Genomic DNA, 20796 nt, shown 5'->3' with positions numbered 1-20796 from the left:
GCGTGGGTGGTGCCCTATAGCCCCGCCGATGATCCGCCCGCTTATTCCGATATTCGCCGCGATCGCCCTGGTGCTCACCGGCGATGCCCTTGCCCAGCAACAGCAAGGCGGGTTCGATCTCGACGGGCCGGTGCTCTCGATCACCGTGACGCGCGACGGCGTGACGCTGCCGATCACCGCGGTGCCGTCGCTGCGCGCGGGCGACCGGCTGTCGGCCAAGGCATTGCTGCCCGATACCAAGTCGGCACGCTATCTGCTGATCGGCACCTTCCTGCGCGGCGCCGCCAATCCGCCGCCCAAGGACTGGTTCGAACATGCGGAAACCTGGAAATCGAAGGGCAATGTCCTCGAACTCACGGTGCCCGAGGGCGCCGAACAGGCATTGATCCTGCTCGCACCGCAGACCGGGGGCGGGTTCGACGCGGTGCGCGACGGGGTGCGCGGCCGCCCCGGCGTGTTCGTGCGCGCGGCCAAGGATCTGCACCAGGCCTCGCTCGACCAGGCACGGCTCGAGACCTTCGTCGCAACCGTCGGGACGATCGCCGACACCCGCCCCGGCGAGCTCGCCACTGCCGCGCCGCTGCTTGCCAAGGCGCTGGGGATCAAGCTCAACACCGAATGCCTCACCCGTCCCCGCGCGCTGCAGGCGAGCTGCCTGACACAGAACAAGGAAACGCTGGTGCTGCAGGCGCAGCGCGGCACCACTTTGGCCGAGACGCTCACCGGCACCCCGGTCGACGTCGCCTATCGCATCGCCGCCACCCCCGAGGCGGGCGCCGGCTATTACAGCCCCTATATCGGGCTGGCGCGCGACGTCGCGCGGCTGTTCGGCGCCTTCCGCACCGCGCAATACCAGTATCTTCCCGCGCTGACCGTCGCGCGCGGCGATGACCTCCAGCTCAAGCTCAACGCCCCGCCGTCGTTCCAGAATCCGCGGTCGGTGCTGCTCGCCCCGCTGCCGCCGATCGGCGTCGCCACGCCGCCGAGCTGGCAGCCCGGCAGCCGGACCCCGATCTGCCTCGCACGATCCGACGTTACGATCCCGCTCGACGATGCGTCTTTGCTGTTCGCCACCAACTATGCGCGCGACCTCGCCATCGCGGTCACCGTCGGCGGCAAGCCTAGCGAGATTCCCGTGCTGGTCGATGTCGCCGCGGGCGGCCTTCGCCCCGCCAGCCTCGACGCGGTCGCCGCGCTGACCGGGATCGAAGGCGGGGTGCTCCAGGGCAAATGGGGGTTCGATCGCTTTTCTGGCCCGCGGTTGCCGCTCGTGCTCGACGCGCCCGACGCCTGGCACGCCGAACCCGACGATATGATCGTGGTCGGGCGCGAGCATGGGCTGACGCTCAAGGGCGGCGCGGCGGCGTGCGTGTCGCAGCTGACGCTTCGCGATTCGAAGGGAAGCGAGCGGCACCCGGCCTGGACGGCGACCGCCGCCGACGCGATCGAGGCCAAACTCCCGCTCGGAACCGCGGCGCCCGGCGCCTTCACGCTGACCATCGCGCGCCACGGCGCCGCGCCGATGCAACGCATCGCGCTCAAGGGCCGCGTCGAGGCGAGCCGGCTCGATCGCTTCGTCGTGCATCTCGGCGACCGGGAGGCGGTGCTGCGCGGCAGCCGGCTCGACCAGGTCGCGCAGCTCGATGTCGGCGAGCACCGCTTCGCCCCCGGCGATGTCAGCCGCGGCGAACAGGGGGATCGGATGACGATGCGCGCCGAGACCGCCCTCACCGGCCTGACGCCGGGGAAAGCCGTCCCCGCGACCGCGACGCTGCGCGACGGACGCAGGCTTCGCGTCACCGCGACGATCGCCCCGCCGCGCCCGTCGGCGACGCTCATCAGCCGCGAGGCGGCGTATCAACCGGCGCAGGGCGTGCTGCCGATCGCCCTGCCCGACGCGCTGCTACCCGAACGGGGCAGGCTCGCCTTCTCGTTCCGCGTGGCCAACGGCCCCTTGCGCGAGGGGATCGAGCTTGCCGCCAAGGACGGCAGCGTCGCGCGACTCGATTTCGCATCGGGCGCGCTGCAGCGTGTCGGCGATGACGTCGTCGTCGCCAGCGCGAGCGCCGACAAGCTGTTCGATCACGACGTATCGGGGCCGCTGCGCTTCCGCCTGCTCAATGGCGACGCGCCAAGTGATTGGCAGCCGCTCGCGCATGTGGTCCGGCTTCCCGAGATCACGGGGGTGGCTTGCGCACCCGGTGAGGCCGAATGCGCGCTGTCGGGACGGAGCCTGTTCCTGATCGCCGCGATCAGCCAGACCGCCGATTTTGCCGACCCCGTCGCGGTGCCGATCGGCTTCGTCGGCGCATCGATCGCGCTCCCTCGCCCCGCCGGCGATACCTTGTTCCTGCGATTGCACGATGCCCCCGACGCGATCGTCGGGTTGACCTTGTCAAAGCCGTCCTAAGCCCATCGCTCGGTGGCGAGCGCGTTGCCTTAGTGGCGGTCGGACCCGGTGCGCAGCCGGCGGTGCAGGTAGTTTTCGTCGAAGCCCGCGATCTGGATCAGCTTCACCGGATCGATGATGTCGAGACTGCCGCGCCGGAGCGCCATTGCTCCCGCGAGGCGCAGCTCCTTCAACACGCGATTGATATGCACCGAGGTCATTCCGAGCGCATCGGCCAGCACCAGCTGCGATAGTGGCAGCGCCACTTCGCCATCGGTCACCAGCCCGATGCTGTAGGCGCGTAGGTACAGCTCGCACATCAGGTGCGCGACTCGCTCGATGCTGCTGCGTCGCCCCATGCTGACGATCCACGATCGCATGATGCTCTCGTCGATCAATTGCGCGGTGTACATCGCGCGCGCGATCGCCGGGTGGTCGGCCATGAGCGATTGCATCGTCGCTTTCGGGATCGTCGCGACCGTCGCGGTGGTGATCGCCTGGATGCTATGATCCATTTCGGGCAACAGATTGACGTGCAAGTCGCAGGAATCGCCGGGTATCATGAACGCCATGATCTGCCGCGCACCCGATGGCAGGATCTTGTACCGACACGCCCACCCTTCGAGGATGACGAACACGGGCCCCGGCTCATCGCCTTCGCGGATCAAGTCCTGCCGCGCGACAAAGGTTCGCGTACGCGAAGTCGCAGACTCCAATGCAGCAATGTCGTCGGTGCTTAGGGCACTGAGTTCACGCAATTTTTGTACGAACCGATTGCCCATATCACTGCACTACACCCATTTAACATTTTAGGACATTGATCCGTGTTATAGTCCGTTGTTAAGCTAAGTTGTGGCAGGGTGTCGGGACGGGGCATATCAACGCTGCAAATGTGCGCCAGGGCAATCGGACAACGGGCGCGTTCGATGCCCATGTTTGTAAAAGGTCGATGCATGCCTGAAAACGACAATACCCCGATCGTTTCGATTACCCCGCCCGCGACGCCCGATGCCCATGGCCAAGCCGCGCTGATACTGGTCGAAAGCCTGATCCACGGTCTGATCGAACAAACCGTCCTGACCACCAGCGACAGCGTCGCCATCGTCGATCGGGCGATCGACGTGCAGACCGACATCGCCGAAGCATCGAACGATGCGCGCGAGATGTGGCGATCGCAGGCGCTGCTGTCATCGATCGCGTCCTCGCTCGAACATGATCTCGACGACGATGAGCGGCGCTGAGTTCTTCGGCATGTCACTGACGGCCACCCGCTACGCCCTTGCTGCAGCGTCCGGCGCTGCGCTCCTCTCGGCTTCCCCGGCCCGGCGCCGCGGTGCAGTATGCTGAAGGTACAGGACATCATACTCGGCATGCTGGCCGCGGACGAGCCGCTGGACGCCATCTTGTCGCGCCTGTGTATCGAGGCCGAAAAGGCGTCTCCTGGCGCGATATGCTCGATCCTTTCGATCGATCCGCTCGGCTTGCTTCGCCCATTGGCGGCGCCAGGCCTTCCCCCCTGCTTGGCGGCGGCGCTCGACGGGCTAGCGATAGGCCCCGATTCGGGATGCTGCGGCTCTGCGGTATATTGGCGACAGGAAGTGGTCGTCACCGATATCGAACACGACGCATGCTGGGCGCAGCACAAGCATCTGGTGCTGCCGCTGGGGCTTCGCGCCTGCTGGTCGAGCCCGATCCTGGGCGCATCGGGGATGCCGGTGGGGGTGTTCGCCTTCTACTTCAAGCAGCCCCGCGGCCCGAGCGCAGCCGAGCGCCGGATCGTCCGCCAGGTCTTGCAGATCTGCCAGATCACGCTCGATCGTCACCGCCGAAGCGAAGAACAGCAAAGGCGGACGTTGGTCGACGAGCTTACCGGGATGCCCAACCGGCTGGCGTTCGAAGCCGCGCTCGCTGAATTGCCGGTCGATGATCCCGGAAGCTGGGCGATCCTGATGGTCGATGTCGACAACCTCAAGATCGTGAACGACACCTTCGGGAATCGCACCGGCGACCATTTGCTCAAGATCGTCGCCGAACGCGTGTCGCTCGCGGTCACCTCCGAGCCGATCTTCCGGATCGGCGGCGACGAGTTCGTCGTCCTGCTTCGGTCGCCTGCGCTGCTGTACGACCTCGAGCAGACCGCCGAGCGGATCTTGTCGGCGATCTCGCAGCCTACCGAATGCGGCGACGACACCGTCGTTCCGCGCGCCACGATCGGCGGCGCGGCGCTGTCGATCGACGAACCTGCCGCAGAACGCGTCCGCCAGAACGCCGCCTTCGCGCTCTACCACGCCAAGGAAACGGGCCGCGGCGGCTTTGTCCGCTACTGGCCGGGTCTGGGCACCCAGATGAATCGCCGGCTGGGCCATCTCAAGGACGTCGATTTGGCGCTTCGCGAAGGCCGTATCGATGCGTTCTACCAGCCGATCTTCCTGCTGGGGACCCGCGAGGTGGTCGGGCTCGAAGCGCTTTGCCGGATGCGGATCGGCAACGAGATCGTTTCGGCCGCCAGCTTTCAGGAAGCGACCAAGGACGCCCATATTTCAGCGGCGTTGACCGCGCGGATGGTGGATATCGTCGCCAAGGATGTACGGTCGTGGCTCGACCTTGGCATTCCGTTCCAGCATGTCGGGATCAACGTGTCGTCGGCCGACATGCACAGCGGCGGCTTGGCGCAACTGATCAGCACCGCCTTCGACCGCTACCGCGTACCGCTCAGCCACATCATTCTGGAGGTGACCGAGACGGTCTACATGAACGATGACGACGACTTCGTGCAAAAGTCGATCGAGGTCCTTCGCGCCGAGGGGCTCAAGGTCGCGCTCGACGATTTCGGTACCGGCTATGCCTCGCTGACGCATCTGCTGAGCGTGCCGGTCGACATCATCAAGATCGACAAGAGCTTCGTCGATCGGCTCGCGGTGAACGATGCGAGCGCGATCATCATCCAGGGACTGATCGGCATCGCCAAGGGGCTCGGCATCCGCGTGGTGGCCGAGGGGGTCGAAACCCAGGGCCAGGCCGAGCATCTCGCCGCGATCGGCTGTAAGCTGGGACAGGGCTATCTGTTGTCGCGCGCGGTCGATCGCCACGCGACCACGCGGCTGCTGCTCGACCATGCACAGGCGCGCGCCGCCTGATCCTTGCGTCAGCGGGTACCTGCCAGCCTATCCCCGCGCAGCGGTGAGTTGATCGGCCGAAACCGGGCGACCGAACAGATAACCCTGCACCTGCGTGCATCCCCAGGCGCAAAGCTGTTCGAACTGCGCCTGGGTTTCGACGCATTCGGCGACCACCGGCACCCCCAGGCTCTTCCCCAGTCCGATCGCCGCGCGCACGATCAGTGCCGACGAGCGATGGTCGAGCATCGCCGCGATGAAGCGGCCGTCGATCTTCATCCCGTCGAACTCGAACGCCTGCAAATTGCTCAGCGACGCGTGGCCCGTCCCGAAATCGTCCATCACCACCTTGGCCCCCCAATGCTGCAGCTGCCTGAGCGACGTCAGCACCGCGTCGCGCTGGTGCCCGAGCAGCGTGACGTTCTCGGTCACTTCGAACTGCACGCGCCCGATCGCGACGCCGTGCTGCCCCGCAAGCGCATACAGCGCGTCGGCCAGGTCGGGCTGGCGGAACTGGACCGGTGAAAGGTTCAGCGCAAGCGTGAGGTCGGGACGCCACCGCGCCGCCTCCGCGAGCGCTTCGCCCGCCATCCAGCGACCGATATTGTCGATGCTGCCGGTCGATTCGGCGATCGGGATGAAGACGCTCGGCGCGACATCGCCGAGGTCGGGGTGCCGCCAGCGAAGCAGCGCCTCGTACCCGATGACTTCGAGCGTATCGCAGGCCGCGATCGGTTGGTAGCAGATGTGGAACTGCCCTGCCTGCGCCGCACCCTGCAGGTCGCGCGAAAGGCGGCGGCGCAACCGCGTTTCCGCCTCCATCCCCTCGTCGAAAAACCGCGCGGTGTTACGCCCGTCGGCCTTGGCGCGGTACAATGCGACGTCGGCGTGGTTGTAGAGCTCTTCGACATCCTGTTCGCCGCGCGCGATCGCGACGCCGATGCTCATGCGCACCGAAAGATTGTCGGTCTGGTTTTCGGTGGCCTTGAACAGCCGCGCCAACAATGCCTGTGCCGCGGCGGGCTGATCGGCGGCCACCTGGATCACCGCGAACTCGTCGCCGCCGATCCGCGCGACCAGATCGTCGGCGCGCGCACATTCGACCAGCATCTTGCCCGCGCGCCGCAGCGCTTCGTCGCCGCCGGCATGCCCCAGTCGGTCATTGATCGCCTTGAAATCGTCGAGGTCGATCGCGAAAACCGCGACGCTGTCGGCGGTGCGACCGGTACGCCGCAATTCCTGCCGCAGCCGGCTTTCGAACACCAGCCGGTTGGGAAGCCCCGTCAGCGCGTCGTGATGCGCCAGGAAATCGATCTGGCGCCGTGCCTTTTCCTGTTCACCCACGTTCAGGCGATATTCGAGCAACCCGCGCGCCAGGTCGCCCACCTCGTCGCTGCGATCGACGAAGGGGGGGCACGCGGTCGCGATCCGGTCGAAGCCGGGGTGACGAAGCCCCTTGGCGATCTCGACCATCGGCTTGATGACGCTGCGGCGGATCCACAGCACCAACACGATCAGGATCAAGAGCGCGACGATCGCGCCGACCACCAGCCGCAGCGTGCTACGCCGGCTGCTGACGATGCTCTTCTGTACCGCCACATCGATTTCGCGGACCAGCACGTCGCGGGTCGCGGTGCGCCGCGCTTCGAGCGCGCGGAGCGTGCGAAGGAAGTCGGGCATCACCGTCGTCACGGCATCGGGTCGATCCTCTGCCACCATCAGCAGCTTCGCCGCGACGCTCACGAAATCGCGCGCCGACGCCAGATCGACCTCGATATGCTCGCGCACCAGGCCGATCTCGGCGCTGTCGAGCAGCGCACGCGACCGAACCGACTTGGCGCGGAAGCGCTGCAGCTGCGCGCGCAGCGCTCCCCAGCGTTCGGCGGACACCGCATCGCCATCTTCGGCGCTGCGGGTCGCTTCGCCGATCGCAAGCCGCAGTGCGCGCTGCGCGCGATCGGTATCCTCCTGATCCTTGAGCAGTCCGGTCAGCGCGCTGATCTGCCGGTCGGCCGCCTGGACTTGCCGGCCGACGTCGATGCTCAATCCGAGCAACAACAGCAGAAACGCCAGCATCGCTGCCGCCGCGACGGTTACGCGCGCGGCGATCGAAAATCGCATGGGTCGCGGGATCGTCATCGGGGCGAACGTTCGTCGGCTATGGCGGGATAGGATTGGTCGTTCATGCGCGGCTGCATGATATCACGTTCAGGCCGCCACGGGTCTGGTTTCCACCATCTCCGAAATGATGTCGGCCATGTAGGCAAGCGTGGTGGGGATCGGCTTGCCAATATAGCGTTGCCTGGTATCGAGCACGCACAGCGCCCCGATCCGCGTCCCGTCGCGAAGCGTGATCGGATGGCCGACATAGGTACGGACAAAGGGTTCACCCACCACCAAACGAGTTTGCGCAAAGCGTCGGTCATTGGCAGCGTTGGTGACGATGAAGGTGCCGTCCTGAACGATCGTATAATTACAAAAGGCATCGCATCGCGGCATGTGCAATTCTTGGAAACCATAGGCCGATTTGAGCCACTGGGTGTCGCGATCGATAAAGGTGATCAGGCACACCGGGAAGCCCAGAATTTCGGCGACATAGCGCGTGATCAAATCGAACTGGCGCTCGGCGGTGGCGTTCGCGAGCTGTTTGCGGTGAAGGATCGCAAGTCGAGCGGCTTCGTCGCGTGGAACAGGGAAGCCCGGCGCCGGTCCCGCAGAAGCCGCGGTCGCGACCGATGCGGCGTCCATATTGGTCGGGGCCTGGATAGCGACCCGCTGCTGCGCCTGGCGGAATGCCTCGGCGCGATCGCAGACTGCGTGGAGCTTGGTGAAAAATCCGCGCCGATCGTCGATCACCTCGCGCGTGCCGAAGCATGCCGAGGCGCCCAGCGCTTCTAATCTCGACTGCATCAGCACGCTTTTGGCGAGCTGGTCCGACACGATGATCTTCGTGCCGCGCACCTTCTCGAGCATCTTCAGCAACGCCGCGCCGTCGATATACGGCATACACAGATCGATCGTGATCAGGTCGGGTCCGACCCGGCATATCAGATCATAGGCCGTCTGCGCGTCGCTCGCTACGCCGACGACCTGGAAATCGGGCGACTCCTCGAACGCCGTTTCCAGCATGGTTTGAATCGTTCGGGAATCGTCGACGATGACGACCCGTCTTACGCGCCGCGAACAAGCCTGCATTACGCCTTACCCTAACTCACATCGGCGAGGCGCTGCACAAAGCCACCAATGTTATAAACGCTTGTTATGACAATTCCCTTACCGATCCGTTACGTCGGGCGATCGCCGGGGCGGCGTTTCGAAAGCCCAGCGTTCAAATTGCCAGATGCGCGCGGCTGATCCGCAGCGTCACGATCAGGCCTTGCGCCGACCAGTCATAATCGATCGTCCCGCCCAACTGGCGGTTGACGCTGCGCCTTATTAACAGGCTGCCGAACCCGTCGGGGGCGTCGGGTTCGACGACGGGGGGCCCGCCGCGCTCGACCCAGGTCAGCACGATATCGTCGCCGTCGGATTCGCTCGAAAGATCGAGCGTGCCGGTCGGCGCCGACAGCGAGCCATATTTCATCGAATTCGTCGCCAGTTCGTGCACCACCAGCGCGACGCCGGTTGCAGCGTTCTCGCCGACGCCGATCCGCTCGACCGCGACGCGAAACCAGCCCTTGAAGGCGCCGAACTCGTCATAGGGCGCCAGCAATATCGACAGCAGATCGCCCAGCAGCGCCGCTTCCCCCTGCCGCGATGGCAGCGGCCGGACCAGATCATGCGCACGACCGAGCGCCGACAGCCGACCGGTGAGTTCGCGTGCCATGTCCTGCTTGCAGCTTGCCGAACGCGACGCGATCGCGGTCAGCCCCGACGCGATCGTCAGCAAGTTCTTGACGCGGTGGCTCATCTCCCCGCGAGCAATTCGTGCCCCTCCTCGGCTTGTTTGCGGCCGGTGACGTCGACGAAGATCCCGAACATCGTTCGGCCTACGATGCCGACATCTGCGCCTTCGCCGCGCGCAGCGATCCAGCGCACCTCGCCGTCGATCAGGATCCGGAAATCGGTCTCATAGGCACCCAGGATCGCGCGGGTGGCGGCGAAGGCAGCGCGGACCCGGTCGCGATCGGCGGGGTGGATTCGCGCCGACAGCGTTTCGAAATCGACCTCGTTGCTCCATTCGAGCCCCCATAGGTCGAAGCCGCGCCGGTCCATCGTCAGCAGGTCGGTCTCGACATTCCACGCCCACAGCGCGACGCCGGCGGCATCGACCGCCAGCCGAAGATGTTCGGGTTTCCACGCATAGGCTTCGGGCAATTCGGTGATCAAGGCGGGTCCCTTTTGCTCGTTCGTTACGCAACGACGGCGGATGCCGAAGCCAGCTCCCGCAGCGATGCGAGCCACCCGCTCAGAAAGATGCGGCCTATTGGGCATCGGCGGCAAGGCTGACATAAATCGCGTTCAACAGGTCGAGCGATTCCTGCATCCTGGCCTTGGATTCACCCGCTAGCTCCGCGACTTCCATCTTCACTTCGCAGGTCGTCTCGACGACCTCTAGCGCGGCCCCCAGCGTAAAGACCCGCGCTTCGACCAGCGCGTGCAGCATGCTTTCGACCAGCAACAGCGCGGCTTGGCCGTGCGCGTCGGGTTCGGCCGCGCCGGGAACCACCGGGAGGAAGGCATCGCGGTTGATATCGTCCATGACACGGTCGATCGAAGGTCAGGCGAGAGCGATACGCATCTCCCGGCCGCCGGCGCCTGGGTCTGGTTGCCGGCAATACCACGATAATGCACCACTTTTGGATAGGAAACATAATCGAGGTTAGTGTTAGCATGCGGTCATCGGATACCTCGTCGGAGGGAGCACACAATGTCCAACGCCTTCACCGACCGTCTGCGCGGCCACGGCCCGCTCAGCGATGACGACGTCCGATTGCTGACTGCAGCCTGCCACAGCATCCGCGGCCATCGCGCGGGCCATCATTTGATCCGCGAAGGCGATCGTCCCGATCCGGTGTTCGTGATGCTCGAAGGCTGGGCGGCGCGGTACAAGATCCTGCCCGATGGCGGGCGCCAGATCATGGCGTTCATGCTGCCGGGCGATTTCTGCGACATCCACATCGCGGTGCTCGAGGCGATGGACCACAGCATCGTGACGCTGACCAAGGCCAAGGTCGCCTCGCTCCCGCGCCAGCAGATGGAGGCGCTGGTAGAAGCGCGCCCCGCGATCACCCGCGCCTTCTGGTGGTCACAGCTGGTCGATCAGGGCGTGCTTCGTGCGTGGATCGTCAGCATGGGACGCCGCAAGGCGCAGGAGCGCGTCGCGCATCTGATGTGCGAGCTGTACATCCGCATGCACAATATCGGGCTCGCGACCGACAATCAGTGCGAGATGCCGCTGACCCAGGTGGTGCTCGCCGACGCGGTCGGCCTCACCCCGGTCCACGTCAACCGCGTGCTCCAAGCGCTGCGCCAGGCCGAAGTGATGGATCTGCGATCGGGTTCGCTGACGATCCTCGACCCCGCCAAGCTCGCGCGGATCGCCGGGTTCGACGCAAACTATCTGCACCGCCGCCTGAAACGCGCCGCGTAAAGGGTAGTTAATCGCCTCCCGGAAAGGGAGGAGGGTCAAGCCGCCGCTACCTCGTCGGCGGCACCCACCCGATCTTCGCATTCGCCCAGCTGAGGAAGCGCTTCATATTGGGTTGATCGGTATGCCCGCCATCATGCTGACGCCAGGCGAGCTCGCCGTCGAGCAACCCGCTATTCACCGGCGGCAGCTGCACGCCTCGCCAGTCGTCGCCCAAGCCGAGATCGCGCGCGCCCAGCAGGCGCCAGACGCGCCCCGCCGCCACCGCCGCCATCAACGACCCCCGCTGGTCGAGCCATTTGGCGTCGCCCGCTTCGGGAACGCCATAGCTGATGAAGGCGAGCCGCGGTGCGACCAGCGCGATCAGCTGGTGCGAATCGACCGGGAGGTCGCCGGGGTTCAGCGCGTCTTTCCCCGACTTCGCGTTGTATTTTAGGAAGTTGCCCGCCATCCAATAATGCTGGCCGGTCGCCAGATTCGCCACCCCCTCGCCGAAATTGCGGCGAAGTAAGGTCGCGCCGCCCTTGCCCGACGATCCCACCAGCACCATCGCGAAGCGGTCATCGAACGCCGCGGCGAGCAACGCTGCCTTGCCATAGCGCGACACCCCCTCGATCCCGATCCGGCGCGCATCGATCGTCGGATCGGCCGCCAGCCAATCGAAGCCACGGCTCGCGCCCCAGGCCCAGGCACGAAGCGCACCCCAGTCATCGGGCGCGCGCGCCCTGCCCCGATTGGCCAGCCCGATGATTCCCTGGCGCAGCGCGTCGGCATTGTCGGGCTGGACGCTGGTCGGGTCGAGCAGAGCATAGCCCCATCCCGCGGCGATCAACTGCTCCTCGCGCGGCGGGTCGCCCGGGCCCGGCGGGGTGAACCGCAAGGGCTGTTCGGCTTGGAAAGCGAAGAACGGATGCCGCGCGAAGACCGTCGCCAGCGACGGGTCCTGCCGCAGCAGCAGCGCCTTCATCGCTGCGTCGATCCGCGCGGCTTCGGCGCGATCGGGCTGGGTCGGCGCGGGGGGCACGTCGCGGCCGAACATGATCAGCAACGGTACCGGCTGCGTTGCCCCTGCGGGCGTGACGACGGTCATCCGGATATCGACCGCGGGTGCCGCTGCCTCGGGGCTCGGAACATGACCGACGAGCTGCCGAACCCGAACCGGGCGGAAAAATCCGATCGTCTGCGTCTCTTCGGCAACGACGCGCCATTCGACCGCGGGCAGCCCCTTTGGCACCCGCCCATAGATTTCGCGCGAGAACGCCTCGACGATCTCGGGCCGTCGCACCTTCCACCACGCATCGGCAGTGGCGATCCTGCGCCCGTTCTCCGCCATCAGGACGTCTGGCAGCGCGGGGTACGGATTGGCGCTGGCCTCTTCGTAATTGGCATGGTTGGGCGCCTGCTCGTCGCCGCTCGGCCCGGGGACGAGTGCCGTAATCCCCAATTGCCGCATCATCGCCGCACGATCGGCATCGCCGCTGCCCGAATTTTGCGCGGTCAGGGCTGCGGCGGCCAGCAAGATGCCCGCCATCCGTATCGTCTTGCCAGCCATACGCCGCCTCACCTTCCCGGCCCGATCAGCCGCGCATCCTGCCGTCGGGCGCCAGCTTCACCGTCCGCCCCGCTGCCGCCGATGCATAGATCGCCTCGATCAGCCGGGTATCGCGCAGCCCCATTTCCCCCGGCGTGATGATCGGCGTGTTGTCGCGGATCGCGTCGACGAAGTGGTCGATCTGGCGCGCGAACTGGACGCTCGGGTCGCCCGGCGCGAACTCACGGTCCTCTCCGCCCTCGATCCGCATCTTCTGCCCCGAATAGCTCGTGGCCGGATCCATGATCAGCGCGCCGGTGGTGCCACGGACATGCGCGAAATTGACGCCTGCCGAATCATACGAGGTCACCAATTGCGCCACCGCACCCGAGGGAAAGCGCCATTGCGACGAGACATGCGCGAAGATCTCGGCGAAGCGCGGATCGCCATTGGGGCGGAAGGTGCTGGCGCTAATGCTCTCGGGCATTTCATTCGTCAGATAGAGCGCCGATTGCATGCCGTAGAGGCCGTAATCCTCGAGCGGGCCCCCGCCCGCCAGCGCGCGGCTGGTCCGCCAATTCTCGCTCGGGCTGGTGGGCCCCATCCGATAGGATTGCTCGGTCCGCAGCAGCCGGACGTCGCCGACCGCCTTTTGCCGCATCAGCTTCATCGCCTCGACATTATACGGTTCGAAATGCGAGCGGTACGCGATCATCAGCTTGCGGTTCGCGCGTTTTCCGGCAGCGATCATCCGCGCGCAATCGGCGCTCGTCAGCGCCATCGGCTTCTCGCACAGCACGTGCTTGCCCGCGGCGAAGGCGCGCGTCGCATAGTCGGCATGCAGCCCGGTCGGCAGCACGATGTACACCGCATCGATCCGGTCGTCGGCCGCGATCTTGGCATAGTCGGCGTAGGAATGGCGCGCATCCTGCGGCACGCCATAGGCATCGCCGACGCGGCGCAGCTTCTCGGGGTTGCCCGACACGATCGCGGCGATATGCGCACGCCCGGCCTGTCCGAACCGCGGCATCATCTGGTTGAGCGCATAGCCGCCAAGGCCGACGATCGCGAAGCCGACGCTGTCGGCGCGTTTACGTTTTGGCGGGGTGGTGGGAAGCTTGACGCCGCCGGGCATCGGCTGACCGGCCGCGCGCACCGCGCCGCCCGCCTGCAGCAAGGCGCCGGCAGGACTGGCGGTCAACGCCAGCGATGCCACGCCGCCGCTCGCCCCGATGAACCCGCGCCGCGTAAACTTGTCTACGATCATCGCTTCCCTCCTGTCTTGCCACCCAGCATTGGCAGCCGGTCCAGCGCGGTGTCGCATCTTTTGGCGCGCTGTGCCAACCGATTGCCAGCAACTTGAACGAACCCGACGTCGCGTTTCAAGCCGCGATCAGGTCGATCCCAGCCGCGCGAACCCGACGCCGAGCGAAAGCAGCAGGACGATCATGCTGGCACCCAGCGCGATCGCCGCGTCGCGGCCGCGCGATCGAGCATAGGCGATCGTGATACCCAGCTTCACCGTCATATTGGCGAGCACCGTCCCCCCCAGGGCTAGCGCGGCCAGTTCGGGGGAGATGGCGCCGGGTTGCAGCCCGCCGACGGTGACGATCGCGGCATCGACGTCGAGGCTGCCCATCACCAGCACCAGCGTCGCGATGCCTTGTTCGCCGAACCGCCCCTCGGCCCAGCGCGCGGCGACCGCGGCAAGCGCGACGAAGAGCAGGAAGCCGAGCGCAGGCGCCAGCGCGATCGGGTTTCCCGGCGGCGTGGCGTCATCGCCCGCCGATGCCTTGCGATACAGCCAAACCCCGGCGATCAGCGCGGCGAGCGATGCGGGCAGCAGGACGATCGCGAACGGCGCCAGCACCGACGTCGCCAGCGCCGCCACCAGGATCAGCACCCGCAGGTACATCACCGCGCTGGCCAGCGCGATCCCCGCGCTTTCGGCACCCCCGGGCGAATCCGAACCCAGCCGCTGCGCCAGCGACTGGGTCACCGCGGTCGAGCTATAGGCGCCGCCGATCAGCGCGGTGGCGATCGTCCCGTGGCGCGCGCCGAATATCCGGTTCGCGACATAGCCGGCGAAGGAAAAGCCCGTCACCAGCACCACCACCAGCCACAATTTCTGCGGGTTCCAGGCATCATAGGGCCCATAGTCGCCGCTCGGCAGGAACGGCAGCACCGCCGCAGCGATCACCGCGAAGCGCGCCATAGCCTTGATGTCCTGACCATCGAGCTTGGCGATCAGCGCATGCGCTTCGGTGCGGAGCGCCAGGACGAAGGTGACGAGCGCGGCGCACGCGATGGCGAGCATCGGCTGGCCATGGCCCGCGACGAACCCCAGCGCCAAGGTCAGCAACGCGGCGATCGCGGTAGTCGCGTCGGGCTTCAGGCGCTTTGCAGGGTCCGTGGCATAGCCGATCGCCAGGATGAGCGCGGGCGCGGCGATCAGCAACGCCGCGACCAAGGGTTGCTCGTCGGTGCCGAGCAGGCCGGCGAGACCGCCCAGCAGCCCGAGCAGGACGAAGGTGCGCACCCCGGCGACGCGGGTTCCCTCGCGGGCATCGCGCAGGTTCCATCCGCGTTCGATCCCGATCAGCAACCCGATCGCGATCGCGGCGCCGACTGCCAGATGCTGCGCATTCCAGATCATCCGAGGCTCCCCTTGGCGATCGGGCATATCACATCCAAGGCACATGCAATCGACAAGGATGGATCGAAGAGGGGCTCGCTGCCGTGGCGCGACGCCCGAGCCGCTCGCGAGCGGGTCGCCTCTGGCTGCGCGCGGGCGCTGCCATGGCGGTAAGATGAAGCGGGGGGCGTTTCGCCCCCCGCTCACCGATTAGTTGCTGTCCGAATCGTCGTTGCTGTCGACCACGAGGTAGACACCGCCGGCGATGATTGCTGCTGCCAGCAGCGCCGGGAACAGGCTGACGCCCGCCTGACGGTTGGTCTTGGTTGCGGCAGTGCCGGTGCGGGCCTGCGCGACCGAAAGCTTGGCGGCAGGTGCGGCAGCCGAAGCGGCCGATGCTGCGACCGGTGCAGCGATAAGGGCAGTTGCGGCCAGGCCGGAAAGAAGGCGTGCGATCATATTCGGGTCTCCCTGTGGTGCGCGCGACGGTGCGCTACCCCGTACCAGTAACCGATCGACGCTTAAGTTCCTCCACGATCGACAAAATACGTGGCGAAGGCAGGGTTTTTCACGCGATTGTTGCATTTTGGCAGCACTATCGTGCCACTGCACACTAGTGTTGACGAAGCGTTAAAGACGCTATTGGAAATATGGCGCTGGCGGCTGCGTTGGACTGTCGGCAACTGCGGCGATCCTGGCACACTTCGCGGTGGGAGCCGGGACGACCCGCGGCGAAATCGTTGCGGCTGCTTCCTTCCGGACCTGACCGGGTTGGCGACGACCACGTCCGCCCGACTCCCGAGCGGGCATATGGCGAAGGTTGCGCGGGCGCGCAAGCATTGGCGGCGCGCAGCGCTACCCTACCTCAGGCGAACAGGTCGCCGATCAGCGATCCGACGCGGGCATGCGCTTCGCCGGCCCGAGCGGGGTCTAGGCCGGGGGCGTCGAGATAGCAGGCGATGAAGATCGTCTTGCGCCCCGGCGGGATGGCGACCGCGATGTCGTTGAAATAGCCCTCGCCGCTGGTGCCGGTCTTGTCGCCGACGCGCTAGGTCGCGGGCAAGCCCTTACGCAGCCGCGCGCGACCCGTGGTGCTCGCCACCATCCAGCCGAGCAGCCTGTCGCGCGCGGCCGCCGACAGCGTGCTGGCGGTGAACAGCTGTTCGAGCAACGCCGCCATCGCCTGCGGCGTGGTGGTGTCGCGAACATCGCCGCCGCGTACCTGGTTGAGCGTCGGCTCGTCGCGGTCGAGCCGGGTGACGGTGTCGCGCTGTTCGCGGAAGAAGCGGGTGAGCCCGGTCGGACCGCCCAATTGCGGGAGCAGCAGGTTGGCGGCGGCGTTGTCGCTGACGGTGACCGCGGCTTCGCACAGTTGCTCGATACTGAGGCGCCCGGCGGCGAGATTGGCTTGCACCGTCGGCGAATGGCCGACCAGGTCGCCCTCGCCGAAACGGATCGTCTGCGCGAGATCGAGCCGCCCGGCATCAACGCGCGCGAGGATCGCGGCGGCGAGCGGCGCCTTGAAGGTCGAGCACATCGCAAAGCGGCTGTCGGCATCGAGCGAGAAGCGCCGCCCGGTGCCGCTGTCATGCACCGCGATCCCCAGCCGCCCGCCGGTTTCGGCGCGGATCGCCTCGAACGGGTTGGCGCGCGCCTGCGCGAAGGCGGGTCCGGCGGCGATCGTCGCGGCGGTGCCGATGAGCAGCGAGCGGCGGTCGATCATCTCAGCGCCCCCGCATGTCGCGGCGTTCGGGCGGGATTCGCACCGTCATGCCGTCGAGCGTCTCGTCGAGGTGGATCTGGCACGCCAGCCGGCTGGTGCGGGTGGCGCTGGTGGCGAGATCGAGCATGTCTTCCTCCTCTTCGCTGGCGGGGGGCAGGCGATCAAAATCCTCGGCGGCAATGATGACGTGGCAGGTAGAGCAGGCCATCTGCCCCTCGCACGTTCCCTCGAGCGGCTGGCCGTCATTTTGCGCGACGTCGAGCAGGCGATCCCCCGCGGCGGCGCTGACTTCGCGGACGGCGTCGCCCTCGGCGGCGACGAAGCGGATGCGGATCATGCGGCGATCCGCTGCGCGCGGGCGGCGGCGTCGATCCGGGTAAGCGCGTCGATCAATTCGTCTTCCTTCGTGTAGCGGCCGAAACCGATGCGGATCGATGCCCGCGCCTGCGCCTCGCTCAGGCCGATCGCGCGCAGGACGTGGCTCGACCGCCCCGATCCGCTGGCGCAGGCCGACCCCGCCGAAAAGGCGATGTCGCGACATTCGCTCATCAGGCGCGCGACGTCGAGGCCGGCGCGGTGGAGGTTGAGGTTGCCGGGGTAGCGCGGGGCGGTGGGGGCGTTGGCGTGCCAACCCTCCCCGTGCCCTGGAGCGGGAGCCAAGCCGAGCATTTCGGCCGCCACGCTCGCCAACCGCTCGACATGCGCCGCATCCTCGGCCGCTCGCTCGGCCATCAGCCGCGCCGCGGCGCCGAACCCGGCGCATAATGCCGGCGACAAGGTGCCCGACCGCCCGTCTTCCTGGTTGCCGCCGTGCATCAGCGGCGCCAGCTTGACCCCATCGCGAAGCCACAGCGCGCCGATCCCCTTGGGACCATAAATCTTGTGCGCCGACAGCGCGATCAAGTCGCAGCCCGTCGGCACCGGCACGCGGCCATAGCCCTGCACCGCGTCGCACAGCATCAGCGCGCCGGCGTCGTGCGCCAGCGCGGCCAATTGCGCGATCGGCTGGATCACGCCGATCTCGTTGTTCACCAGCATCGCCGCGACCAACCCGGTGCCCGGAACGATCGCCGCGCGCGCCGCGTCGAGGTCGACCAGCCCGTCGGCGCCGACCGGCAGTACCGTCACCGTCCTGCCGCGCGCCGCCTCTGCCTGTACGGTGTCGAGCACCGCAGCGTGCTCGGTGGCCAACGTCACGATCGGGCCGGTGGTGCCCTTGATCGCCCAGTTGAGCGATTCGGTCGCGCCGCCGGTGAAGGCGACCCGGCCGTCCTCGGGCAGCAGCCCGGCGATCCAGTCGCGCGCGACCTCGACCGCGGCCTTGGCCTTGCGCCCCGGCGCGTGCGGCGAATGCGGGTTGGCGTGCTGCGTCTGGAGCCAGGGCGCCATCGCAGCGAGCGCTTCGGGGGCGAGCGGGGTCGTCGCCTGATAATCGAGGTAGATCACAGCCGCTGATCGGGTGCGGAAGGCTGGGCGCGCAGTTCGCCGGCGATTTCGCGCCAGGCCGCGACGAAGCGCGCAATGTCGTCGGCGCCGGTTTCGCGCCCGAAGCTGACGCGAATCACCTCGCCCGCGTCGGCAGCGGCGATTCCCATCTGCGCCAGCACATGGCTCGGCCGCATCGATCCCGACGAGCATGCCGCCCCCGCCGACACCGCGATCCCCGCAAGGTCGAAGCGGATGAGCTGGGTCGCGGCGGCGACGCCGGGCATCCGATAGGCGCCGATCAGGGGCGTCCGCCGCTCGGCGGTGCTCGCGATCGGATCGCCCCCCGCCTCGGCGATCAGCACGTCGAGATGATCGCGAAGGTCGGCCATGTAGATCAGGTCCTCGGGGGTATCGAGCGCCGCCTGGAACGCCACTGCACCTGGCATATTCTCGGTCCCGCCGCGATAGCCGCGCTCCTGTCCGCCGCTCGGATGCAACGTCGTCAGGTCACGCACCAGCAGCGCGCCGATGCCGATCGGCCCGCCGCGCTTGTGGCCTGAGATCGCGATGAAATCGGCATGGTCCTGCGGCAGGTCATGATCGTCCCAGCCGACGGGCATCTGCGCCGCGTCGGCGAGCAGCAGCCCGCCCGCGGCGTGGACGATCCGCGCGATTTCGGCGAGCGGCTGGAGCACCCCGGTTTCGTTGTTGCCCCATTGCACCGCGACCAGCGCCCGGTCGGGGGTGCGCGCGAGCGCGGCTTCGAGCGCGGCGCGGTCGAGCGTCCCGTCGGCGAGTACCGGCAGCCGTTCGGAATCGGGCACCGCACGCAGCACCGCCTCATGCTCGGTTGCCGACACCAGAACCGCGTCGGCATTGGCACGGGTGCAGGCGATCGCGATCGCCTCCGACGCGCCGCTGGTGAAGATGCACTCGCCCGCCCAGCCATAGGCTGCGGTAATGCGGCCGCGCGCGCGCTCGATCGCCGCGCGCGACGCGCGCCCTTCGGCATGCGGCGACGACGGGTTCGCCCAGCGCGCAAAAGAATCGGCAAGCGCCTGCGCCGCGGCTGGCACCATCGGCGTGGTAGCGGCGTGATCGAGGTTCAGACGGTCGCCCAAGGCGGCTTTCCTTCGATGGCGGCGGATAGATTGCGTGTTCGCAGCAGCCGCCTATATAGCCTGCACGTTTTTATGCGCCACCGCGCCCATCCTTTTGCCGAACAGGTTTGCCGATGCCCGAAGTGATCTTTCCCGGCCCCGAAGGTCGTCTCGAAGGGCGATTCGCCCCCGGCCCGCGTCCGCGCGCACCCGTGGCGATGATCCTGCACCCGCATCCGCAATCGGGCGGCACGATGAACAATCGCATCGTACAGGAACTCTACAAGACCTTCCAGCGCCGTGGCTTCGCCACCCTGCGCTTCAATTTCCGCGGCGTCGGCAAGAGCCAGGGCACCTTCGACAACGGCGTTGGCGAGCTTTCGGATGCGGCGAGCGCGCTCGACTGGGTCCAGAGCTTCCACCCCGAAGCGCAGACGACCTGGATCGCGGGCGTCAGCTTCGGCGCGTGGATCGGGATGCAGTTGCTGATGCGCCGGCCCGAGATTCGCGGCTTCATCTCGGTCGCGCCGCCCGCCAACATGTATGATTTCACCTTCCTGGCGCCCTGCCCGAGTTCGGGAATCATCATCCAGGGTGATGCCGACGAAGTCGTGACGCCGAGCGCGGTGCAGAAGCTGGTCGATAAGCTGCGCACGCAAAAGCACATCACTATCCACCACGACACGATCCCGGGTGCTAACCATTTCTTCGAGCATGAAATGCCGCAGCTGATGGGCAGCGTGGACAAATATCTCGACATGCGGCTCGCGCCCGATTCGCCGATCCGGTGAGGCGTTAGAGCAGCGATATGGCCCGCGCATGCCCGATCAGCCGACGACCCTCGTAAATCTCCCACGTACACCCCGGGGCAATGGGAGGGTCTACGTCGGTTGCGAAATCAACAAGGCAGGTGAATTCTGCGCCAGGTAAGATGAAGCCTTCGCCATCGGGCGTTACTTGACCGATGTGCCTTGGGCCGCTGGCACCGAAGAAGGCATGGTTGGGGCGAAAAGTCTCTCTTAATGGCGTGGTTCGTCCACCCTCTTCGGTAGCCAACAGCTTCACTAGCGCGCGTAGCCGCAACGACATTTCCGTTCACGCCGTCCAGATCAGCACGTTGCCGACCAGCACAAGCGCGACGCCGATCATCAGCGTCCCCTTGAGCCGCTCGGCGCGCTGGATCAGTGCGATGCCGCCGAAGACGAGCGCGAAGGCACCGATCATCGCGATGGTGAGGAGGGTGGTGGCTAGGGTCGAGGTGGGCATTTTCGCGGTATAGCCATT

Annotated in this window: 20 protein-coding genes and 1 other RNA gene; 5 read left to right on the top strand and 16 right to left on the bottom strand. The window is 66.9% G+C overall.

The window, feature by feature from the left end; translation table 11 throughout:
- The first annotated feature begins 28 nt into the window (after nucleotides 1–28).
- Nucleotides 29–2410, top strand: coding sequence for a hypothetical protein (locus NMP03_RS03270; protein ID WP_256507109.1), 2382 nt, complete (start codon nucleotides 29–31; stop codon nucleotides 2408–2410).
- A 29-nt stretch (nucleotides 2411–2439) separates the two neighbouring features.
- On the opposite strand, the gene NMP03_RS03265 is transcribed toward NMP03_RS03270, so the two are convergent.
- Nucleotides 2440–3057 carry a Crp/Fnr family transcriptional regulator gene (locus NMP03_RS03265; RefSeq protein ID WP_256507108.1) on the bottom strand — a complete coding sequence of 206 codons (618 nt, stop codon included), beginning with the start codon at nucleotides 3055–3057 and terminating at the stop codon, nucleotides 2440–2442.
- A gap of 285 nt (nucleotides 3058–3342) precedes the next feature.
- On the opposite strand from NMP03_RS03265, the gene NMP03_RS03260 reads away from it, so the two are divergent.
- Both NMP03_RS03260 and NMP03_RS03255 read left to right on the top strand, forming a co-directional pair.
- Nucleotides 3343–3630, top strand: a complete 288-nt coding sequence (locus NMP03_RS03260; protein ID WP_256507107.1) for a hypothetical protein — start codon at nucleotides 3343–3345, stop codon at nucleotides 3628–3630.
- A gap of 162 nt (nucleotides 3631–3792) precedes the next feature.
- On the top strand, nucleotides 3793–5526 hold the full coding sequence (locus NMP03_RS03255; RefSeq protein WP_256507106.1) for a putative bifunctional diguanylate cyclase/phosphodiesterase: 1734 nt from the start codon (nucleotides 3793–3795) through the stop codon (nucleotides 5524–5526).
- Nucleotides 5527–5553: 27 nt separating this feature from the next.
- On the opposite strand, the gene NMP03_RS03250 is transcribed toward NMP03_RS03255, so the two are convergent.
- The 5 genes from NMP03_RS03250 to NMP03_RS03230 form a co-directional block, all read right to left on the bottom strand.
- Nucleotides 5554–7626 carry a putative bifunctional diguanylate cyclase/phosphodiesterase gene (locus NMP03_RS03250; protein ID WP_256507105.1) on the bottom strand — a complete coding sequence of 691 codons (2073 nt, stop codon included), beginning with the start codon at nucleotides 7624–7626 and terminating at the stop codon, nucleotides 5554–5556.
- Between the two features lie 87 nt (nucleotides 7627–7713).
- Nucleotides 7714–8634 (bottom strand): GAF domain-containing protein, encoded by a 921-nt coding sequence (locus tag NMP03_RS03245; protein WP_256507104.1) that lies wholly within the window; start codon nucleotides 8632–8634, stop codon nucleotides 7714–7716.
- Between the two features lie 199 nt (nucleotides 8635–8833).
- Nucleotides 8834–9415: a sensor histidine kinase gene (locus tag NMP03_RS03240; RefSeq protein WP_256507103.1), complete on the bottom strand. Its 582-nt coding sequence runs from the start codon at nucleotides 9413–9415 to the stop codon at nucleotides 8834–8836.
- Complete coding sequence (locus NMP03_RS03235; RefSeq protein ID WP_256507102.1) at nucleotides 9412–9834, bottom strand: PAS domain-containing protein; 423 nt, start codon at nucleotides 9832–9834, stop codon at nucleotides 9412–9414. The genes NMP03_RS03240 and NMP03_RS03235 overlap by 4 nt, the downstream gene beginning before the upstream one ends.
- Before the next feature lie 94 nt (nucleotides 9835–9928).
- The gene (locus NMP03_RS03230; RefSeq protein WP_256507101.1) at nucleotides 9929–10207 is read right to left on the bottom strand and encodes a hypothetical protein; all 279 of its coding nucleotides are present in this window, start codon (nucleotides 10205–10207) and stop codon (nucleotides 9929–9931) included.
- 168 nt (nucleotides 10208–10375) lie between these two features.
- Between NMP03_RS03230 and NMP03_RS03225 the strand changes: the two genes are divergently transcribed.
- Nucleotides 10376–11098 (top strand): Crp/Fnr family transcriptional regulator, encoded by a 723-nt coding sequence (locus NMP03_RS03225; protein WP_256507100.1) that lies wholly within the window; start codon nucleotides 10376–10378, stop codon nucleotides 11096–11098.
- A 46-nt stretch (nucleotides 11099–11144) separates the two neighbouring features.
- Here NMP03_RS03225 and NMP03_RS03220 read toward each other — a convergent pair whose 3' ends face one another.
- The 9 genes from NMP03_RS03220 to NMP03_RS03180 form a co-directional block, all read right to left on the bottom strand.
- Nucleotides 11145–12647: a glucuronyl esterase domain-containing protein gene (locus NMP03_RS03220; RefSeq protein WP_256507099.1), complete on the bottom strand. Its 1503-nt coding sequence runs from the start codon at nucleotides 12645–12647 to the stop codon at nucleotides 11145–11147.
- A 25-nt stretch (nucleotides 12648–12672) separates the two neighbouring features.
- Nucleotides 12673–13893, bottom strand: coding sequence for a Gfo/Idh/MocA family protein (locus tag NMP03_RS03215; protein ID WP_256507098.1), 1221 nt, complete (start codon nucleotides 13891–13893; stop codon nucleotides 12673–12675).
- A gap of 126 nt (nucleotides 13894–14019) precedes the next feature.
- Nucleotides 14020–15282, bottom strand: a complete 1263-nt coding sequence (locus NMP03_RS03210; RefSeq protein ID WP_256507097.1) for an MgtC/SapB family protein — start codon at nucleotides 15280–15282, stop codon at nucleotides 14020–14022.
- Between the two features lie 189 nt (nucleotides 15283–15471).
- Nucleotides 15472–15720, bottom strand: coding sequence for a hypothetical protein (locus NMP03_RS03205; RefSeq protein ID WP_256507096.1), 249 nt, complete (start codon nucleotides 15718–15720; stop codon nucleotides 15472–15474).
- Nucleotides 15721–15968: 248 nt separating this feature from the next.
- An RNA gene (gene ffs, locus NMP03_RS03200) (signal recognition particle sRNA small type) lies at nucleotides 15969–16062 on the bottom strand.
- A gap of 247 nt (nucleotides 16063–16309) precedes the next feature.
- Nucleotides 16310–16984 carry a class A beta-lactamase gene (bla, locus tag NMP03_RS03195; protein WP_256507095.1) on the bottom strand — a complete coding sequence of 225 codons (675 nt, stop codon included), beginning with the start codon at nucleotides 16982–16984 and terminating at the stop codon, nucleotides 16310–16312.
- 1 nt (nucleotide 16985) lies between these two features.
- Complete coding sequence (locus tag NMP03_RS03190) at nucleotides 16986–17321, bottom strand: 2Fe-2S iron-sulfur cluster-binding protein (protein WP_256507094.1); 336 nt, start codon at nucleotides 17319–17321, stop codon at nucleotides 16986–16988.
- Nucleotides 17318–18430, bottom strand: coding sequence for a cysteine desulfurase family protein (locus NMP03_RS03185; RefSeq protein ID WP_256507093.1), 1113 nt, complete (start codon nucleotides 18428–18430; stop codon nucleotides 17318–17320). The genes NMP03_RS03190 and NMP03_RS03185 overlap by 4 nt, the downstream gene beginning before the upstream one ends.
- On the bottom strand, nucleotides 18427–19533 hold the full coding sequence (locus NMP03_RS03180; protein ID WP_256507092.1) for a cysteine desulfurase family protein: 1107 nt from the start codon (nucleotides 19531–19533) through the stop codon (nucleotides 18427–18429). The genes NMP03_RS03185 and NMP03_RS03180 overlap by 4 nt, the downstream gene beginning before the upstream one ends.
- A 113-nt stretch (nucleotides 19534–19646) precedes the next feature.
- Between NMP03_RS03180 and NMP03_RS03175 the strand changes: the two genes are divergently transcribed.
- Nucleotides 19647–20303, top strand: coding sequence for an alpha/beta hydrolase (locus tag NMP03_RS03175; protein WP_256507091.1), 657 nt, complete (start codon nucleotides 19647–19649; stop codon nucleotides 20301–20303).
- Nucleotides 20304–20607: 304 nt separating this feature from the next.
- Here NMP03_RS03175 and NMP03_RS03170 read toward each other — a convergent pair whose 3' ends face one another.
- Nucleotides 20608–20778, bottom strand: a complete 171-nt coding sequence (locus NMP03_RS03170) for a hypothetical protein (RefSeq protein WP_256507090.1) — start codon at nucleotides 20776–20778, stop codon at nucleotides 20608–20610.
- Nucleotides 20779–20796 lie beyond the last annotated feature (18 nt).

The organism is Sphingomonas qomolangmaensis (genome assembly GCF_024496245.1).
Taxonomy (GTDB): Bacteria; Pseudomonadota; Alphaproteobacteria; order Sphingomonadales; family Sphingomonadaceae; genus Sphingomonas; species Sphingomonas qomolangmaensis.
The sequence above is the reverse complement of the archived record's forward strand: the minus strand, read 5'-3'. Positions and strand labels throughout refer to the sequence as shown.

Excerpts from the sequence above, each read along its gene's own strand:
- NMP03_RS03245 (WP_256507104.1), bottom strand. The coding sequence starts at position 8,634 with ATGCTGGAAACGGCGTTCGAGGAGTCGCCCGATTTCCAGGTCGTCGGC.
- NMP03_RS03175 (WP_256507091.1), top strand. The coding sequence starts at position 19,647 with ATGCCCGAAGTGATCTTTCCCGGCCCCGAAGGTCGTCTCGAAGGGCGA.
- NMP03_RS03230 (WP_256507101.1), bottom strand. The coding sequence starts at position 10,207 with ATGGACGATATCAACCGCGATGCCTTCCTCCCGGTGGTTCCCGGCGCG.
- NMP03_RS03205 (WP_256507096.1), bottom strand. The coding sequence starts at position 15,720 with ATGATCGCACGCCTTCTTTCCGGCCTGGCCGCAACTGCCCTTATCGCT.
- NMP03_RS03215 (WP_256507098.1), bottom strand. The coding sequence starts at position 13,893 with ATGATCGTAGACAAGTTTACGCGGCGCGGGTTCATCGGGGCGAGCGGC.
- NMP03_RS03210 (WP_256507097.1), bottom strand. The coding sequence starts at position 15,282 with ATGATCTGGAATGCGCAGCATCTGGCAGTCGGCGCCGCGATCGCGATC.
- NMP03_RS03170 (WP_256507090.1), bottom strand. The coding sequence starts at position 20,778 with ATGCCCACCTCGACCCTAGCCACCACCCTCCTCACCATCGCGATGATC.
- bla (WP_256507095.1), bottom strand. The coding sequence starts at position 16,984 with ATGATCGACCGCCGCTCGCTGCTCATCGGCACCGCCGCGACGATCGCC.
- NMP03_RS03270 (WP_256507109.1), top strand. The coding sequence starts at position 29 with ATGATCCGCCCGCTTATTCCGATATTCGCCGCGATCGCCCTGGTGCTC.
- NMP03_RS03190 (WP_256507094.1), bottom strand. The coding sequence starts at position 17,321 with ATGATCCGCATCCGCTTCGTCGCCGCCGAGGGCGACGCCGTCCGCGAA.
- NMP03_RS03250 (WP_256507105.1), bottom strand. The coding sequence starts at position 7,626 with ATGCGATTTTCGATCGCCGCGCGCGTAACCGTCGCGGCGGCAGCGATG.
- NMP03_RS03240 (WP_256507103.1), bottom strand. The coding sequence starts at position 9,415 with ATGAGCCACCGCGTCAAGAACTTGCTGACGATCGCGTCGGGGCTGACC.
- NMP03_RS03225 (WP_256507100.1), top strand. The coding sequence starts at position 10,376 with ATGTCCAACGCCTTCACCGACCGTCTGCGCGGCCACGGCCCGCTCAGC.
- NMP03_RS03260 (WP_256507107.1), top strand. The coding sequence starts at position 3,343 with ATGCCTGAAAACGACAATACCCCGATCGTTTCGATTACCCCGCCCGCG.
- NMP03_RS03220 (WP_256507099.1), bottom strand. The coding sequence starts at position 12,647 with ATGGCTGGCAAGACGATACGGATGGCGGGCATCTTGCTGGCCGCCGCA.